At 62.8% G+C, this 17,825-nt stretch carries 17 protein-coding genes; 12 read left to right on the top strand and 5 right to left on the bottom strand.

The window, feature by feature from the left end; genetic code table 11:
• Window positions 1–163 precede the first annotated feature (163 nt).
• From bamA to lpxB, 8 genes are all read left to right on the top strand, one after another.
• Complete coding sequence (gene bamA, locus ACPPVP_RS25045; RefSeq protein ID WP_426525438.1) at window positions 164–2,731, top strand: outer membrane protein assembly factor BamA; 2,568 nt, start codon at window positions 164–166, stop codon at window positions 2,729–2,731.
• A 128-nt stretch (window positions 2,732–2,859) separates the two neighbouring features.
• Window positions 2,860–3,927 (top strand): UDP-3-O-(3-hydroxymyristoyl)glucosamine N-acyltransferase, encoded by a 1,068-nt coding sequence (gene lpxD, locus ACPPVP_RS25040; protein ID WP_426525436.1) that lies wholly within the window; start codon window positions 2,860–2,862, stop codon window positions 3,925–3,927.
• The gene (gene fabZ, locus ACPPVP_RS25035) at window positions 3,927–4,385 is read left to right on the top strand and encodes a 3-hydroxyacyl-ACP dehydratase FabZ (protein WP_426525434.1); all 459 of its coding nucleotides are present in this window, start codon (window positions 3,927–3,929) and stop codon (window positions 4,383–4,385) included. Before lpxD ends, fabZ begins: the two co-directional genes overlap by 1 nt.
• 145 nt (window positions 4,386–4,530) lie before the next feature.
• Window positions 4,531–5,166 (top strand): histidine phosphatase family protein, encoded by a 636-nt coding sequence (locus tag ACPPVP_RS25030; protein WP_426525432.1) that lies wholly within the window; start codon window positions 4,531–4,533, stop codon window positions 5,164–5,166.
• Between the two features lie 82 nt (window positions 5,167–5,248).
• Entirely contained in the window at window positions 5,249–5,602 is a 354-nt protein-coding gene (locus ACPPVP_RS25025; protein WP_426525430.1) for a hypothetical protein, read from the top strand.
• Window positions 5,603–5,775: 173 nt separating this feature from the next.
• Window positions 5,776–6,576: an acyl-ACP--UDP-N-acetylglucosamine O-acyltransferase gene (lpxA, locus tag ACPPVP_RS25020; RefSeq protein WP_426525428.1), complete on the top strand. Its 801-nt coding sequence runs from the start codon at window positions 5,776–5,778 to the stop codon at window positions 6,574–6,576.
• A 19-nt stretch (window positions 6,577–6,595) separates the two neighbouring features.
• Window positions 6,596–7,453 carry an LpxI family protein gene (locus ACPPVP_RS25015; RefSeq protein WP_426525426.1) on the top strand — a complete coding sequence of 286 codons (858 nt, stop codon included), beginning with the start codon at window positions 6,596–6,598 and terminating at the stop codon, window positions 7,451–7,453.
• A gap of 23 nt (window positions 7,454–7,476) precedes the next feature.
• Window positions 7,477–8,640 carry a lipid-A-disaccharide synthase gene (gene lpxB / locus ACPPVP_RS25010; protein WP_426538044.1) on the top strand — a complete coding sequence of 388 codons (1,164 nt, stop codon included), beginning with the start codon at window positions 7,477–7,479 and terminating at the stop codon, window positions 8,638–8,640.
• Window positions 8,641–8,790: 150 nt separating this feature from the next.
• On the opposite strand, the gene ACPPVP_RS25005 is transcribed toward lpxB, so the two are convergent.
• Together ACPPVP_RS25005 and ACPPVP_RS25000 are read right to left on the bottom strand one after the other, a co-directional pair.
• Entirely contained in the window at window positions 8,791–9,033 is a 243-nt protein-coding gene (locus ACPPVP_RS25005; protein ID WP_426525424.1) for a hypothetical protein, read from the bottom strand.
• 172 nt (window positions 9,034–9,205) lie between these two features.
• Window positions 9,206–9,610 (bottom strand): GFA family protein, encoded by a 405-nt coding sequence (locus tag ACPPVP_RS25000; protein WP_426525422.1) that lies wholly within the window; start codon window positions 9,608–9,610, stop codon window positions 9,206–9,208.
• A 440-nt stretch (window positions 9,611–10,050) separates the two neighbouring features.
• Between ACPPVP_RS25000 and ACPPVP_RS24995 the strand changes: the two genes are divergently transcribed.
• Window positions 10,051–11,622, top strand: a complete 1,572-nt coding sequence (locus tag ACPPVP_RS24995) for a winged helix-turn-helix domain-containing tetratricopeptide repeat protein (RefSeq protein WP_426525420.1) — start codon at window positions 10,051–10,053, stop codon at window positions 11,620–11,622.
• An 89-nt stretch (window positions 11,623–11,711) separates the two neighbouring features.
• On the opposite strand, the gene gltA is transcribed toward ACPPVP_RS24995, so the two are convergent.
• Together gltA and gltX are read right to left on the bottom strand one after the other, a co-directional pair.
• Complete coding sequence (gene gltA / locus ACPPVP_RS24990) at window positions 11,712–13,016, bottom strand: citrate synthase (protein WP_426525418.1); 1,305 nt, start codon at window positions 13,014–13,016, stop codon at window positions 11,712–11,714.
• A gap of 159 nt (window positions 13,017–13,175) precedes the next feature.
• A complete protein-coding gene (gene gltX / locus ACPPVP_RS24985; protein ID WP_426525416.1) occupies window positions 13,176–14,603 on the bottom strand; it encodes a glutamate--tRNA ligase in 1,428 nt (475 codons plus the stop codon).
• 67 nt (window positions 14,604–14,670) lie between these two features.
• Here gltX and ACPPVP_RS24980 point away from each other — a divergent pair, with 67 nt between their 5' ends.
• From ACPPVP_RS24980 to ACPPVP_RS24970, 3 genes are all read left to right on the top strand, one after another.
• Window positions 14,671–15,258: an NAD(P)H-dependent oxidoreductase gene (locus ACPPVP_RS24980; protein ID WP_426525414.1), complete on the top strand. Its 588-nt coding sequence runs from the start codon at window positions 14,671–14,673 to the stop codon at window positions 15,256–15,258.
• 47 nt (window positions 15,259–15,305) lie between these two features.
• The gene (locus ACPPVP_RS24975) at window positions 15,306–16,988 is read left to right on the top strand and encodes a glutamine--tRNA ligase/YqeY domain fusion protein (RefSeq protein ID WP_426525412.1); all 1,683 of its coding nucleotides are present in this window, start codon (window positions 15,306–15,308) and stop codon (window positions 16,986–16,988) included.
• Window positions 16,989–17,121: 133 nt separating this feature from the next.
• Window positions 17,122–17,526 carry a YybH family protein gene (locus tag ACPPVP_RS24970; protein ID WP_426525410.1) on the top strand — a complete coding sequence of 135 codons (405 nt, stop codon included), beginning with the start codon at window positions 17,122–17,124 and terminating at the stop codon, window positions 17,524–17,526.
• Window positions 17,527–17,543: 17 nt separating this feature from the next.
• Here the strand turns inward: ACPPVP_RS24970 and ACPPVP_RS24965 are convergent, their stop codons facing one another.
• On the bottom strand, window positions 17,544–17,804 hold the full coding sequence (locus ACPPVP_RS24965) for a hypothetical protein (protein ID WP_426525408.1): 261 nt from the start codon (window positions 17,802–17,804) through the stop codon (window positions 17,544–17,546).
• Window positions 17,805–17,825: the final 21 nt, after the last annotated feature.

The following is a 17,825-nucleotide window of genomic DNA, read 5'->3' as shown; positions in this document are numbered from 1 at the left end:
TTTTGTGACGTTGCCCATTGGCAACGTCTTGGAATGAAAATGGAATCGCACCGCGATGTCTGGTTTGCCGCCCTCTCGAAATTGGTTACAAGCAGTGCAACTTTGGGATTCTGCCGGCTCGTAGGGGTCGGACCGGCAGTGCAATGACGAGGGCGCGTTGCGCATGATGTTGGGAATGCGAGTGCGGGGGGCTCTACTGGGCACTCTGATCATGGTTGCCGTGCCGATGGCTGGCGCGCTGGTGTCCGTACCGGCTACTGCCCAGACCGTGGCGTCGATCGCCGTTGAGGGGAACCGGCGTGTCGAGGTGGAAACCATCCGCTCCTACTTCAAGCCGGGCCCTGGTGGCCGGCTCGGGCAGGCCCAGATCGACGACGGCCTCAAGGCCCTGATCGAAACCGGCCTGTTCCAGGACGTGCGAATCAACCAGGCAGGCGGCCGGCTGGTCGTGACCGTGGTCGAAAACGCCGTGATCGGGCGCATCGCCTTCGAAGGCAACAAGAAGGTCAAGGACGAGCAGCTTTCGGCTGAAATCCAGTCCAAGCCGCGCGGCACCTTCTCGCGCCCGATGGTTCAGTCGGACGCCCAGCGCATCGCCGAAATCTACCGGCGCTCCGGCCGCTACGACGTTCGTGTGACCCCTGAAATCATCGAGCAGCCGAACAACCGCGTCGACCTGATTTTCACGGTCACCGAGGGCACCAAGACCGGCGTCAGGTCGATCGAGTTCGTCGGCAACGTCGCCTATTCGTCCTATCGCCTGAAGGACATCATCAAGACGCGCGAATCCAACCTGCTGAGCTTCCTCGGCGGCGCCGACGTCTACGATCCCGACCGCGTCGAGGCCGACCGCGACCTGATTCGCCGCTTCTACCTCAAGAACGGTTACGCCGACGTGCAGGTGATCGCGGCTCTGACCGAGTATGACCCGGACAAGAAGGGCTTCCTCGTCACCTTCAAGATCGAGGAGGGGCAGCAATATCGCGTGGCCTCCGTCGACTTCCAGACCTCCATCGCGACCCTCGATACCGCCTCGATGCGCAGCTTCTCGCGCGTCAGCGTCGGCTCGGTCTACAATGCCGAGGCGCTTGAGAAATCCGTCGAGGAAATGCAGATCGAGGCCTCGCGGCGCGGCTACGCCTTCGCCGTGGTGCGTCCGCGCGGCGACCGCAATTTCGAAGCGCACACCGTTTCGATCGTGTTTGCCGTCGATGAGGGCCCGCGAACCTATATCGAGCGCATCAACGTCCGCGGCAACACCCGTACCCGCGATTACGTGATCCGCCGCGAGTTCGACCTGTCCGAAGGCGACGCCTACAACCGTGCGCTGGTCGATCGTGCCGAGCGCCGTCTGAAGAACCTCGACTTCTTCAAGAGCGTGAAGATCCTGACCGAGCCCGGTTCGTCGACCGATCGCGTGATTCTGGTCGTCGACCTCGAAGAGAAGTCGACCGGCGACTTCTCGGTGTCGGGCGGCTACTCGACCACCGACGGTGCGCTGGCCGAAGTCAGCATTTCCGAGCGCAACTTCCTGGGCCGTGGCCTGTATGCGAAGGCGGCCGTGACCTACGGTCAGTACGCGCGCGGCGGTTCGCTGTCGTTCGTCGACCCCTATCTGTTCGACTATCGTGTCGCGCTCGGCCTCGACTTGTTCTATCGCGAGCAACTAGCCAACAGCTACATCGCCTACGGCACCAAGACGCTGGGCTTCAGCCCGCGGCTCGGCTTCACGCTGCGGGAAGATCTCGCGCTGCAGGTGCGCTACTCGATCTATCAGCAGCAAATCTCGCTGCCGAACCAGCTGGCGAACTGTAACAACAATCCGAATAACGGGCTGCTCGCATTCAATCCATCGCCGGCATTTGCGAATATTGCGGGGGCTCCCGCCGGCGGATCGATCACAGCAGGTGGACAAACCGCCACCGACACCTCCGCCATGGGCCTGTGGTGCTACAGCGACGGCGAAGCTTCGCTGCCAGTCCGCAAGGAACTGCAGAGCGGCAAGGCGCTGACCTCGTCGGTTGGCTACTCGCTGAACTACAACACGCTGGACAACAACAAGAACCCGACCGACGGCTTGCTGATCGACTGGAAGCAGGACTTCGCTGGCGTCGGCGGCGACGTGAAGTACATCAAGTCGGCGGTCGACGCGAAGTACTACACCCCGCTGGTTGCCGATATCGTCGGCCTGATCCATCTCCAGGGCGGCATGCTGAACCAGTTTGGCGGCAGCGAGCTGCGCATGCTCGATCACTTCCAGATGGGTCCGAACCTGGTTCGCGGTTTTGCCCCGAACGGCATCGGTCCGCGCGACATCAACCCTTACGGCACGCGTGACGCGCTCGGCGGCACCAAGTACTGGGGCGCTTCGCTGGAATTGCAGATGCCGTTCTGGTTCCTGCCGAAGGAAGTCGGGCTCAAGGGCTCGGTCTATGCCGACGCCGGCGGACTTTGGGACTACAAGGGCCCGACGTCGTGGGCGGCGACGGGTGAGGTCAACGTGCCCGGTTGCATCAAGCCGACGCAGGCGACGAACACGACGGCGGCGGCTCCCGGAACCTGCTTGGGACTGCAGTATGACGACGGCAACCTGGTCCGCACCTCGGTGGGTGTCGGCATCATCTGGGCTTCGCCGTTCGGTCCGCTGCGCTTCGATTATGCGGTTCCGCTTACGAAGGGTCAGTTTGACCGCGTGCAGCAATTCAAGTTTGGCGGCGGCACATCGTTCTAAGGTAGCTTGAAGCGAACGGACGTCAGGTCCGCGTGACGAGAACGCCTCGGAACTAGAAGAGGGGCCGGCTCCGTTTCTTCGGAGCCGGCGCTTCTGATGTGAAGGCCGGCCGAACTGCGACGGGTGGAATGGCGCAGCCGATATTCTTCAAGCAACCTCCTTCCTCGACGCTGGCCGAACTGGCCGCGTTGACGGGGTCGGTATTGGTCGACCCCGCACGGGGCGGTCAGGTGATCAAGGGCCTCGCGTCGCTCGACGAAGCCGGTCCCATGCATCTGGCGTTTTTCGACAATCTCAAATACGTCAATCAGCTCAAGGCGACCAAGGCCGGCGCATGTCTGGCCAGCCCGCGTTTCGAGGCCCAGGTGCCTGCCCATGTGGCCGTGCTGCGGGCCACGCAGCCGTTCCGCGCCTTCGTCAAGCTGGCGCGCGAATGGCACGCCGACGCGCTTCGCCCGCAATCCTGGTTCGACAATGACGGCATCGCGCCATCGGCGATCATCGACCCGTCCGCCCACCTGGAAGACGGCGTCATCGTCGATCCGCTCGCGGTGATCGGCCCCAGGGTCGAGATCGGCGCCGGGACCGTGATCGGAGTAGGCGCGGTGATCGGCGCCGACGTCAAGATCGGCCGCGACTGCAATGTCGGCGCCCGCACCGCGATCCAGTTCGCCCTGATTGGCAATAATGTCCTGATCCATCCTGCCTGCAGCATCGGGCAGGACGGCTATGGCTTCATCTTCTTCGGCCCCGAGGGCCACATCAAGGTGCCGCAGACCGGCCGCGTCCTGATCCAGAACAATGTCGAGGTCGGCGCCGGCACCACCATCGACCGCGGCAGCCTGCGGGATACGGTGATCGGCGAGGGCACCAAAATCGACAATCAGGTCCAGATCGGCCACAATGTAACCATCGGCAGGCACTGCCTGCTCGCGGCCCAGATCGGGCTCGCGGGCAGCCTGACGATCGGTGACAACGTCGCGCTGGGGGCGAAGGTGGGCATCAACAACCACCTCAAGATCGGCGACGGCGCCCAGGTAACGGCCATGAGTGCGGTCAAGGACGACATTCCACCCAATGGCCGCTGGGGCGGTCATTTTGCCAAACCGACCAAGCAGTGGTTCAGGGAGATTGTTGCGGTGGAGCGACTGGCGCAGGGCGGCACGGCCGATCCGAAAGGCGAGGGGCGGGAGTGATGGAGGAGGCCGCGGTCAGATTCGAACTCGTGGATATCAACGAGATTCTCAAGACGCTCCCGCACCGTTATCCGATGCTGCTGATCGACCGGGTAATCCAGATCCGGACCGATTACTCAGGCATCGGCATCAAGAACGTCACCTTCAACGAGCCGCCGTTTCTCGGCCATTTTCCCGAGCGTCCGGTCTATCCCGGCGTGATGATGATCGAGGCCATGGCGCAGACCGCCGGCGTCATCGGCATCAAGTCGGTCGAGGGCACCGAGAAGCCGCGCGCGGTCTATTTCCTCACCATCGACAAGTGCAAATTCCGTAAACCGGTGATGCCCGGCGACACCATCGAGTATCACATGCGCTCGATCGGCCGCCGCAAGACGATGTGGTGGTTTCACGGTGACGCCAAGGTGAATGGCACCGTGGTCGCGGAGGCCGATGTCGGCGCGATGCTGACCGATTGAATCAGATTGAATCCGTCCGTCATACAACCGACGTCTTCCTGCTGTCTTTGCTCAATCACTGGTAGTGGAACCCACGCCGAGCTCGATTGACGAAATTTGCCTGATAGCTCCGGCCTGGGGTCACGCTTTTTCAACGGAGGCATCCGTGAACAGGCTTGTGTCCATCATTTCGTGTTTGGTCATTTTTCTGGCGATGCCGTCGCCAAGCCACGCGGCTGATCTTGACGGCCTGGTCGCGTCTCTCAAGGCCGGTGGCTACGTCCTGGTGTTTCGACACGGCGCCACCGACGACAGCCAGAAGGATGTCTACCCCTTCAAGTTCGACGACATGACCGCGCAGCGGCAATTGAACGAAACGGGTCGCCACATGGCGCGCCAGCTTGGCGAAGCGCTGAAGAAGCTCGGCGTGCCGATCGGCGAAGTCTATACGAGCCAGCTCAATCGCGCCGTAGAGACCGGCAAGCTGCTTGGCGGCAAGGACGTCTCTCCGGTGGACGCATTGACCGACAGCGGCGCGGGCAGTTCGTCGGGGATGGCCAATCCGGACGGCAAGAACGGCAAGATTGGACGCGCCGTGCGCGATCTGGTGAACGCGCCTCCCAAGGCGGGCCTCAATAATCTGGCGGTGACCCACAAGACCAACGTCACCGATGCCTTCGGCAAGGAATTCGCCGATATCCGCGAAGGCGAGGCGCTCGTCTACAAGACCGGCGCCTCTGGCCCCGCCGTCCTGATCGCGCGCGTGCAGGCGAGCGAATGGATCGCACGCGCCGGCAGCTAGATTTGGTTTCGACACGACGGAACTTCGGCCCGCCAGCAGGTTTGTAGTTCCGGTGGAATAGTGGGTTGCGGAGACGGGCCGCATGAAAGTTCTCACAGCCTCCGTGGCGCTGATCGCCTCAGCCGCGCTCTTCGCCGGAAGTGCAACGGCCCGTGATGATGGCCGCTACGCCAGCTCCCCGCTCAAGCCTTGGTTCGACAGCCTCAGAAGCAAGAAGGGGCTATGCTGTTCGGATGCCGATGGCTCCGTCGTTTCCGATGTCGATTGGGAATCGAAGGACGGTCACTATCGTGTCCGGCTCGAGGGCCAGTGGATCGACGTGCCCGACGATGCTGTCATCACCGTGCCAAATCGCGCCGGCCGGACGATGGTGTGGCCGGTCAAGGACGCGCACGGGATTTCGATCCGCTGCTTTCTGCCCGGCAGCATGACGTGACGGCGGCTCGCCTCGGTGTTCGGCTGCGGGAATTGGGTCGGCGGCCGATGGTTTACGGGGCGGGTGCGCCCGACACATGACGTAACCATACGTCACTGGACAGCCATGATGAGCCGCGCTAACCACCCGAAAACGCGTGATATTCGCGTCCAATCGATGGGCTGGGCTGCTTGATGGGTACGATCGATCCAACCGCGCGGGTTGAGGATGGCGCTGTGATCGGCGAGGGGACCACAATCGGTCCCTATTGCATCATCGGGCCCAACGTCGTTATCGGCGAGAACTGCAAACTGATCGCGCATGTGCAGGTGATGGGTCATACGTCCATCGGCGCTGATTGCACGATTTCGCCTTTCGCCGTGCTCGGAGGGGCGCCGCAAGATCTGAGCTATCGCGGCGAGCCGACGCGGCTCGAAATCGGCTCCGGCTGCACCATTCGTGAAGGCGTGACCATGAATGTCGGCACCGTGAAAGGCGGCGGCCTGACGCGGGTCGGCGACCGCGGCTACTTCATGAACAACAGCCATGTCGGTCATGATTGCACGGTGGGCAATAACGCGATCTTTGCGACCTCGGCAACGCTCGGCGGTCACTGCGAGATCGGCGATTTCGTCTATATCGGCGGGCTCTCCGCCGTGCACCAGTTTACCCGGATCGGGCCGCAGGTGATGGTTGGCGGCGTCTGCGGCGTGCGCGGCGACATCATTCCATTCGGGCTCGCCAATGGACAATATGCGAGCCTCGAAGGGCTGAACATCATCGGCATGAAGCGCCGCCAGTTCACCAAGGAGCGGCTCGCCAAGGTGCGCTCGTTCTACCAACAACTGTTTCACGGGCCCGGCATCTTTGCCGAGCGGCTGAATGCAGTGCAGCCGCTGGCCGGAGAGGATCCGGCGATCGCCGAAATCCTTACCTTCATCGCGCAAGGCAAACGCGCGCTCTGCCTGCCCGCCGACGACGGCAACAAGCATTGATGACGGGATCGCCGCAGCCATGAATTCAGCGGCTTCTGACATTTCATCGCCGGTCGGCGTTATCGCCGGCGGTGGCGCCATGCCGTTTGCGGTGGCGGAGTCGCTTAGCCAGCGCGGGATCGCGCCGGTGCTGTTCGCGCTCCGCGGCGCCTGTGATCCTGATCGCGTCGAGCGCTTCCGCCATCACTGGATTTCGGTCGGACAACTCGGCCGCGCCACAAAACTGTTCCGCAGCGAGGGCTGCCGCGACCTGATCTTCATCGGCACGCTGCTGCGCCCGGCGCTGTCGGAAATCCGGCTGGACTGGGGAACGGTCCGCGTCCTCGGCCGCGTCTGGGCGGCGTTTCGCGGCGGTGACGATCATCTGTTGTCCGGGATCGGCCGCATCCTCGAACAGGACGGTTTCCGGATGGTCGGCATCCGGGATGTCGCGCCCGACATTCTGATGCCGGAGGGAAACATTGCCCGCGCCGCGCCCGATCCCGCTGCCACAGCCGATATCGCCAGGGGGCGGGAGGTGCTCGGGGCGCTCGGCCCCTTCGACATCGGCCAGGCCGTGGTGGTGATCGATGGGCACGTGGTCGCGGTTGAGGACATCGAGGGCACCGACGGGCTGTTGGCGCGCGTGGCGCGGCTGCGTGAGGCCGGGCGCATTCGCGCCAAATCCGGCCGCGGCGTGCTGGTGAAGGCGCCCAAGAGCGGCCAGGATTTGCGCTTCGACCTGCCGGCCGTGGGCATTAGAACCATCGAAGGCGCAGCGGGCGCCGGGCTCGCCGGCATTGCCGTGATCGCCGGCCATACGATTGCCGCCGACTCGCAAGCCATGATCGAGGCTGCTGATCGCGCCGGCCTGTTCATCCAAGGCTTACGCGCGTGACGCCGTCTCGCGCCACCGCCGGGATGGAGCGACGGATATTTCTGATTGCGACGGAAGAGTCCGGCGATCGCCTCGGCGCCAATTTGATGAAAGTGCTGCGCCAGCGCCTTGGCGACGGGGTGCGGTTCGAAGGCATCGGCGGCCGCGCGATGGCGCGCGAGGGCCTGGAGTCGCTGTTTCCGATCGAAGAACTGTCGATCATTGGGCTCGCGGCCGTCGTCAGGGATCTGCCGAAGATCCTCGGGCTGATCAAGGAAACGGCCATCGCGGTGACGGAAGCGACACCGGATATTCTCGTCATCATCGACAGTCCGGACTTCACCCACCGCGTCGCCAAACGCGTTCGCGCCAAGGATTCCAGGATCCCGATCGTCAACTATGTCTCGCCCTCGGTGTGGGCGTGGCGGCCCGGCCGGGCGCGCGCGATGCTGAAATATGTCGATCACGTGCTGGCGCTGCTGCCGTTCGAGCCTGAGGCCTATCGCAGGCTGCACGGGCCGCCCTGCAGCTATGTCGGCCATCCCCTGACCGAGCAGCTGTCATCGCTGCGCCCGAACGCCGAGGAAGCCACGCGGCGGGCGGAATCGCCACCGGTGCTGCTGGTGCTGCCGGGAAGCCGGCGCAGCGAAATCCGACACCACATGGCCGTGTTCGGCCAGGCGGTGGCGCGGCTGCAGGAGCAGGGCGTACCGTTCGAACTGGTGCTGCCGACCATGCCGCATCTGCAGGAAGCGGTCGTGGATGCGGTGAAGACCTGGCCGGTGCAGCCCCAGGTCGTGATCGGCGAACAGGAGAAGCGCGCCAAGTTCCGGATCGCGCACGCGGCGTTGGCCAAATCCGGCACGGTGACGCTCGAACTGGCCTTGGCCAATGTACCGATGGTGACGGCCTACCGGACCGGCTCGGTGGAGGCCTGGATCCTGCGCCGCGCCATCAAGGTGAACTCGGTGATCCTGGCCAATCTCGTGATCGGCGAGAACGTCATTCCCGAATTCCTGCAGGAGGACTGCACGCCGGAAAAACTCGCAGCCGCGCTGCGCGAGGTGTTGAGCGACAGCGACCTGCGTCGAACGCAGCTGGAGGCGTTCGGCAAGATCGACGCGATCCTGTCGACCGGTAACCAGCCGCCGAGCGCGCGCGCCGCCGATATCGTGCTGTCGACGATGTGGCAGGCGCGGCGGGGGTAGGAGTTTTGTAGGGTGGGCAAAGCGAAGCGTGCCCACCAACGCTCTCCGCGTGCAGTGAAAGGGTGAGCACGCTGTGCTTTGCCCACCCTACGCAGGCTGGGCAATTGAATCACCGTATTTACGTATTTCGGCTTTCAGACATTGAGCTTGTTACTTGCCGAACGGAGGAAATCTCCGAGAACAGTTGTCGATGATGCCGTCATGAACGGCGCGCGTGTCGCGATACTGCGGAGCTATATTGGCGCGTGTCGTGGCGACGCAGTTCGTGTACTGCGGATTCATCCGATTCAAGAAGTCGAGACTTCCAGCTGCCGCCTGCTGCGCTGAGCTGACCAGCGAGCCGCTTCCAATGATGGCTGCCAAAGCGAACAGAGCGATGCGTGAGGTTTTCATGTCCGTCATCCCGGTCGGTGTGGCTGCACCATGCAGCTCAGGAGAAAGAGAATGACCGGGGTGTACGGATAAGTACGTGATAGGCGTCACGCGGCGAGCAAGTTTGGAACTACGGTGTAGTGCATTTATTCGATTCACAGTGTGTCACAGTGTGGCGAAAATTTTCGCCGCACTACGCCTGTGGCGGCGTGCCTTCCGGCCACTCCGGCAATTGATCCTTGGGATCGAACCACGACGCGCCATCCGATCGCCAGATGTGCATTCTGGGCCGTGCGGCAATCGGCGTATCGAGGCAGCCCATCCGAAGCAGGATGGTGTCCTTGCCCTCGCGCGCGGCGACGATATGCGAGCCACATTGGGTGCAGAAATACCGCGTCTTGCCGGGCGAGGATTCAAAACCCTTGAGCAGGCCTTCGCCCCTGATCCAGCGAAAGCGGTCGCGGGGGACGTTGGTCACGGTCGAAAAGGCCGACCCATGTGTCTTGCGGCAGGTGCGGCAATGGCAATGAACGATCGGCCCGGGATCGGCGTCGACTTCGTACGCCACGCTCCCGCACAGGCAGTTTCCAGCAAGCATGGTGCCTCCCGAGAAAAATCCGGCTCCGACGCCGTCATTGCGAGCGCAGCGACGCAATCCACAATTTCCAATTGCGGCACGATGGATTGCTTCGCTGCGCTCGCAATGACGCGGATAGCTCGGAGCCTACCTTCCAAAACACGAAAGCCGGACGCGACGATCGCATCCGGATTTTGATTTGTCATGCGAGCAGCGCTTACTTCCGCTTGTCCATCGCCACGTAATCGCCGCGGGCTACGCCGGTGTAGAGCTGGCGCGGACGGCCGATCTTCTGCTGCGGGTCCTCGATCGTCTCGCTCCACTGGCCGATCCAGCCGACGGCGCCGCCATGCGCCGGGCCCCAGAGGGTGACGCCCGGATATCCAGCTTACATTTTTCTCATCGGCGGCATACTCTGAACAGTCCAGACGGAGCCGGTGATTGTCCAAGGGATTGGCGTCTTGCGCTATCACTTCCAGGACTATGTATTCGACACCGACCGGCGCGAATTGCGTCGCGGGGTGGAGGTGGTCTCCATTGCGCCACAGGTCTTCGACCTCCTCGATTACCTGATCCGCAACAGGGAGCGCGTCGTCAGCAAGGACGACCTGATCAACGCGATCTGGAAGGGGCGGAGTGTGTCGGATGCAGCGCTGACGACGCGCCTGAACGTCGTCCGGACTGCAATCGGCGATTCCGGGGAGGGGCAACGCCTGATCAAGACGTTGCCACGGAGGGGATTCCGCTTCGTCGGACAGGTGCAGGAAGCCGAGAATCCTGCCGATGAAGCAGCTGCCAACGGTCTCGTTCAATCGCCGAAACAGGCATTGGCACTCCCCGATAAACCCTCGATTGCGGTGCTGCCCTTCCAAAACATGTCGGGCGACCAGGAACAGGATTATTTCGCTGACGGGATGTCGGAGAACATCATCACCGCATTGTCGCGGTTCAGGTCGCTGTTCGTCATAGCCCGCAATTCGAGCTTCACCTATAAGGGCAAGGCGGTCGACATCAAGCAGGTCGGCCGCGAACTGGGCGTACGCTATGTGGTCGAAGGCAGCGTGCGCAAGGCAGGCCGCCGCGTGCGCATTACGGGACAGTTGATCGAAGCGGCAACCAGCGTCCACTTGTGGGCAGACCAGTTCGACGGCGAGCTTGACGACATATTCGCGCTGCAGGATCGCGTCACCGAACGCATCGCCGTAACCGTGGATATGCGGCTCCAATTTGAGCAAGCTCTTCTCTCGCAACGAAAGCCGACGGACAAGCTCGATGCCTATGACTACGTCCTGCGGGCCAACGCAGTGTGGCGGCATGGCGATCGGGAAGCAAACGAGGAAGCGCTGCGCCTCGCCTATAAGGCGATTGAGCTCGATCCTCATTATGGTGGCGCCTATGCGCGCGCTGCTCTCTGCATAAACGCAAAGAAGCACCCTCACTGGATGATTGATCCTCAGCAAGAAACAGCCGAGGCCGTGAGGTTGGCCCGGCTTGCAGTCACCTTCGGAAGTGATGACGAGGTCGCGCTTGCAGCGGGTGCGTTGGTTCTCGGCTTCCTGGGCGGTGAACTGGATGCCGCGGCGTCGTTGGCAGACCAGGCAGTTGAGCTCAATCCGAATTCCGCGTTCGCATGGAGCGTCAGTGGTTGGGTAAGACTCTACATGGGGCACCACGATGTCGCGATCGAACATCAGAATCGGGCCATGAGGCTCAGTCCGCGCGATCCCAACCGGCGGATCATGATTTCAATGGTCGGCACCGCGAATTTCTTCCTGGGCCGGTTCGAGACGGCGGAGCGACTCGCAAGCGAGGCGGTGCAGCTTACAAATGGCCATTTGGGTGCGCTGCGTCTTCTTGCTTGTTCCCTGGCCCTCCAAGGCAAGCTCGATCAAGCCGGATCTGTAGCTCGCAGAATCCTCAGCCTTGATCCAACATTTCGACTGTCGGGCGTAGGCGAACTCGCACCATTCCGCCGACAGGAGGATGTCGCTCATCTCGTTGAGGGGCTACGGCTCGCGGGAATTCCCGAATGATCGGCCGCGTCGCGTGCGGTCTCGGTTCCCTCAAACGAAAGCGGCGCCATCTTGCGATGACGCCGCTTCCAAGGCCTTGAGGCCGGGACTTACTTCCGCTTGTCCATCGCCACATAGTCGCGGCGCGCGACGCCCGTATAGAGCTGGCGCGGACGGCCGATCTTCTGCTGCGGGTCCTCGATCATCTCGCTCCACTGGCTGATCCAGCCGACGGTGCGGGCGACCGCGAACAGCACGGTGAACATCGAGGTCGGGAAGCCCATCGCCTTCAGCGTGATGCCCGAATAGAAGTCGACGTTCGGGTAGAGCTTGCGGTCGATGAAGTACTGGTCGGAAAGCGCGATCTTTTCCAGCTCGAGTGCGACCTTCAGCATCGGGTCGTCGCCATGGCCGGTCTCGGCCAGCACGGCGTGACACATCTTCTGCATGATCTTGGCGCGCGGATCGTAGTTCTTGTAGACGCGGTGGCCGAAGCCCATCAGGCGGACTTCTGAGTTCTTGTCCTTCACCTTCTTGATGAACTCGGGGATCTTGTCGACCGAACCGATGTCCGCGAGCATCGCAAGCGCGGCTTCGTTGGCGCCGCCATGCGCCGGGCCCCACAGGCAGGCGATGCCGGCGGCGATACAGGCGAACGGGTTGGCGCCCGAAGAGCCGGCGATACGTACCGTCGAGGTCGAGGCGTTCTGCTCATGGTCGGCGTGCAGGATGAATATCTTGTCGAGCGCGTCAGCCAGCACCGGATTGATCTTGTAGTCCTCGCAGGGCACCGCGAAGCACATGTGCAGGAAGTTCTCGGCAAACGAGAGCGAGTTCTTCGGATACATGAAGGGCTGGCCGATGGTGTATTTGAAGGCCATCGCGGCCAGTGTCGGCACCTTCGCGATCATGCGCATCGAGGCGATCATGCGCTGCTTCGGATCGTTGATGTCGGTGCTGTCGTGATAGAACGCGGCGAGCGCGCCGACGGCGGCGACCATGATCGCCATCGGATGGGCGTCGCGGCGAAAACCCTGGAAGAAGCGGGCCATCTGCTCGTGAACCATGGTGTGATGGATCACTCGGCTGTCGAAATCCTGCTTCTGGGCGGGCGTCGGAAGCTCCCCGTAAAGCAGCAGGTAGCAGGTTTCGAGGAAGTCGCCCTTTTCGGCGAGCTGCTCGATCGGGTAGCCGCGGTATTCGAGAACGCCGGCATCGCCGTCGATATAGGTGATCTTCGACTGGCAGCTGCCGGTCGAGGTGAAGCCGGGGTCGTAGGTGAACATCCCGGCCTGGGCGTAGAGCTTGGCGATGTCGATGACATCGGGCCCCACCGTGCCGCTGAGGATCGGGAAATCGTAGGTCTTGTTACCTACCGTGAGCGTTGCAGTCGTGTTGCTGGATTTTGCGTCCATCGTGAATCCCCGATGAAATCGTTACGAAAAACCGCGCCGACCCTGGTGCCATTTTGCGGCAGCAGCAAGGGAAGCCGGGTACTATAGAAGCGGCGTCAAAGGCGTAGCTTATTGCCCTGTGCACTGCAAGATGGCCGCGGTCCCCATATGGTAGGGGCGTCAGCCGGCCACCTGATCCGCAAGACGGGCCAGGCATTCCTCCCGCCCCAGGACCGCCAGAACATCGAAAATGCCCGGCGAGGTCGTGCGTCCGGTCAGCGCCACCCGGAGTGGCTGGGCGACGGCGCCGAGCTTGAGGTTGTTCTGCTCTGCGAAATTCCGCATGGCGGCTTCCGTCGTCTCGGCGCGCCAGTCGGTGACGGCTTCCAGCGCGGTCCGGAGTTGGCCGATCAGGATGCGGGTCTCCGGCGTCAGCAGGGCGGCCGCCTTCGGCTCGACCTCGAGCGGACGGTCGGCAAAGATGAAGTAGGCGCCCGATATCAGCTCGATCAGGGTCTTGGCGCGCTCCTTCAGACTCGGCATGGCGCGAAGCAGTTGGTCGCGCGTCGTGGCGTTGAGTTTTGGCTTCAGCTCGGCGCCTTCCGGGAGGTAATCCAGCACGCTCTCGAACTGGGACACCAGTTCGCGGTCGTCGGCGTGACGGATGTAGTGGCCGTTGAGGTTTTCCAGCTTGGCGAAATCGAACCGTGCCGCGGAGCGGCCGATCGCGGGCAGATCGAAGGCGTCGATCATTTCCTGCGTCGAGAAGATTTCCTGGTCGCCATGGCTCCAGCCGAGCCGGACCAGATAATTGCGCAGCGCCGCCGGCAGATAGCCCATGGCGCGGTAGGCCTCGACGCCGAGCGCGCCGTGGCGCTTCGAGAGTTTTGCGCCGTCCGGCCCGTGGATCAGCGGGATGTGGGACATGTTCGGAATGTCCCATCCGAGCGCATCATAGATCTGCTTCTGCCGCGCCGCGTTGATCAGATGGTCGTCGCCGCGGATCACATGGGTGACGCCCATGTCATGGTCGTCGACCACGACCGCCAGCATGTAGGTCGGGTTGCCGTCGCCGCGCAGCAGCACGAGATCGTCGAGGTTCTCGTTCTGCCAGACCACGCGGCCCTGAACCTGGTCCTCGATCACGGTCTCGCCGGTCTGCTGTGCCTTCAGGCGGATGGTCGGCTTCATGCCGGCGGGCGCCTCGGAGGGATCACGGTCGCGCCACAGCCCGTCATAGAGGCGGGTGCGGCCCTCGGCGCGCGCCTTCTCGCGCATCGCCGTCAGTTCCTCCGCGGTGGCGTAGCAGCGGTAAGCCTTGCCGCTGGCCAGCAGTTGCTCGGCGACCTCGCGGTGGCGGGCGGCGCGGCTGAACTGGTAGATGACGTCGCCGTCCCAATCGAGCTCCAGCCATTTCAGGCCATCCAGGATCGCGGCGATGGCCGGCTCGGTCGAGCGTTCGCGGTCGGTGTCCTCGATCCGCAGCAGCATCTTGCCGCCGGTCTTTTTGGCGTAGAGCCAGTTGAACAGCGCGGTCCGGGCGCCGCCGATGTGGAGGAAGCCGGTGGGCGAGGGGGCGAAGCGTGTGACGACGGAAGAGGTGTTCATTGACCGCGCGGGATATGAAAGGTGGTTGGTGGGCGACCGTGTATCATAGGGCCGGGAGATTGTACCAATGCTAATCCAGGTCGTTCATAGCCATCCGCTGACGGATAGCTATAACCACGCCTTGTTCCGGATCATCGTCGACCAGCTGCAGGAGCGGCACCAGGTTGTCGCGACCGATCTTTACCGGGAGCGGTTTTCGCCTGTCATGACCGAGGCGGAGCGCCGGAGCTACTATCAGCCGGCCTATGCCGAGCAGGAGGTGGCTCCGCTGGTTCGGCAATTGCGGCAGGCCGACGGCATCATTTTCTGCTTTCCGCACTGGTGGTTCTCGATGCCGGCCATGTTGAAGGGCTATTTCGACCGGGTCTGGGCGCCGGGAACGGCTTTTGCGCATGATTTGAATGGCGGACGCATCGAGCCCCTGCTAACCAACATCAAGCTTTTCGGCGTGGTGACGACCTATGGCTCGCCCTGGTGGCTCACCCGCATCGTGATGCAGGACCCCGGCCGCAAGGTGCTGTTCCGCGCCTTGAAGCCGATGTGCGGGCCCGGGGTTCGATCATTCTATCTGGCGCATTATGATATGGATCGATCGACGCCGGCCTCGCGGCAGGCGTTTGCGGAACGCGTGCGTAGAAAAATCGCCGGGCTCTGAGGGCGAAGAGACCGCCGTGACAGGAACGAAAGACGTAAGGAAGCAGGATGACGACTGAAACGACAACGGCCGAGGCAGGGCGCGATTTCATCCGCGACATCGTGCAGGCCGATCTCTCTTCCAAAAAACACAGCCGGATCGTGACCCGATTTCCGCCGGAGCCGAACGGCTACCTGCACATCGGCCATGCCAAGTCGATTGCCCTTAATTTCGGCATCGCGCAGGAATTCGCCGGCAAGTGCCATCTGCGCTTCGACGACACCAACCCGACCCGGGAAGAGCAGGAATATATCGATTCCATCCAGGCCGACGTGCACTGGCTCGGTTACGACTGGGGAACCGATCTCTATTACGCCTCGGATTATTTCGAGCGCCTGTACGATTGGGCCGAAGGCCTGATCAAGGCAGGCCACGCCTATGTCGACGACCAGTCGCAGGAGGAAATCCGCGTCAGCCGCGGCACGCTGACGGAACCCGGCAAGAACTCGCCGTTTCGTGATCGCACGGTGGACGAAAACCTCGACCTCTTCAGACGCATGAAGGCCGGCGAGTTTCCGAACGGCACGCGCGTGCTGCGCGCCAAAATCGACATGGCCAGCGGCAACATCAACCTGCGCGACCCCGTGCTGTATCGTATCCTGCATGCCGAGCACCCGCGCACCGGCACCAAATGGTCGATCTATCCGAGCTACGATTACGCCCACGGCCAGTCGGACGCCATCGAAGGCATCACGCATTCGATCTGCACGCTCGAGTTCGAGGATCACCGGCCGCTTTATGAGTGGCTGCTCGACAAGCTGCCGGTGCCGTCGAAACCGCGGCAGTACGAATTCGCCCGGCTGAACCTGACCTACACGCTGCTGTCCAAGCGCGTGCTGACGCAGCTCGTCCGCGATGGCCACGTCCTGGGTTGGGACGATCCGCGCATGCCGACCATTGCCGGGTTGAAGCGGCGCGGCGTGCCGCCGGCCGCGGTACGCGAATTCGTCAAGCGCATCGGCGTGGCAAAAGCCAACAGCGTGGTCGATGTCGGCATGCTGGAGTTCTGCATTCGCGAACACTTGAACAAATCAGCGCAGCGGCGGATGGCGGTGTTGCGGCCCCTGAAGGTCGTGATCGAGAATTATCCGGAAGGCCAGACCGAGGAGCTCGAGGCCGTCAACCATCCCGACGATCCTTCGTTGGGCACGCGAAAGATTTCGTTCGGCCGCGAGCTCTATATCGAGCGCGACGATTTCATGGAGAACCCGCCCAAAAAGTTCTTCCGCCTGTCGCCGGGCAACGAGGTGCGGCTGCGCTACGCCTATTTCGTCAAGTGCTCCGGTGTCATCAAGAACGACGCGGGCGAGGTTGTCGAACTGCGGTGCACCTACGATCCCGCGACCAAGGGCGGCAACGCGCCGGATGGACGCAAGGTCAAGGCCACCATGCACTGGCTGTCGGCCGCACAGTCGGTGCCGGCGGAAATCCGCGTCTACAACCAGCTGTTCGCAAACCCCAGCCCGAACGCCGCGAATTTCGCCGCCGACCTCAATCCGGAGTCGCTGGAGATATTGCCCGACGCGCGGATCGAGCCGTCGGTGGCATCGGATAATTCCGGCGAGGTGATGCAGTTCGAGCGCCAGGGCTACTTCGTGCGCGACAAGGATTCGATGCCCGGCAAGCCGGTGTTCAACCGCACCATCGGCCTGCGCGACACCTTTGCAAAGGAAGTCGGCGGCAAGGGGTGAACAACGGCGTAGGGTGGGCAAAGGCGCGTTTGCGCCGTGCCCACCATTCCGCGCCGTGCTCGTGAGGGTGGGCACGCTTCGCTTTGCCCACCCTACGATTTCTCCGCAAGGCGTCGACCGAGAGGCTGTATCGATGGGATCCTCCGAGCGCAGTCCGACCGACGACATCGTCTCCACCATCATGGGCAGATGGGCGACGGCGTTCAGCAAACTGGACGCCAGCGCGCTCGCATCGCTGTACTCCCGGAACGCATTCTTCTTCGGTTCAAACCCGACCTTCTACCGCGGCAATGATGGCGTGCAGGCCTATTTCGACGCGCTGCCGCGCTGGTCTTCACCATCTGTTCAATTCACCGATGTCCGCACCGCACACGCCGCGGGCGACGTGATCAACGTCGCGGGCACGGCGACTTTTGTCGTCGATGCGAATGCCGCGCCGCTGCAGGTCAAAATCACCTGGGTCATCATTCGCGAAGCCGGCGAATGGAAGATCGTCAGCCATCACGTGTCGTCGAAGACGCCGCTGATAGCGCAATAGGCCCGCGCGGCGACGCCTTAGCAGCCCCGGCAAATGCCGCGCATGGATTTTGCGAGCTGGGCATCTTCGGACGACATCGGCTCGTACGGCTTTGGCTCTGCGGCCTGTTGCGCCGCCTCGGCCTTTTGCCGGGCGGCGGCCCGCGCCGTTTCCTGGCGCTGATAGCATGCCTCGCGCTCCGGCCTCGCCTCGATGAAACGGCATTGCTCGGGCGCAGCCCGTGCGGACGGTAAACCCGATATCGCCAGCGCAATCGAAATGCAGGCCGCAAGCTTCATGTGATGTCCGACCTTTGTCCG

The sequence above is a fragment of the Bradyrhizobium sp. McL0615 genome, assembly GCF_049993905.1.
In the GTDB taxonomy this organism is placed as follows: domain Bacteria; phylum Pseudomonadota; class Alphaproteobacteria; order Rhizobiales; family Xanthobacteraceae; genus Bradyrhizobium.
This window is presented reverse-complemented; position numbering and strand designations above follow the sequence as displayed.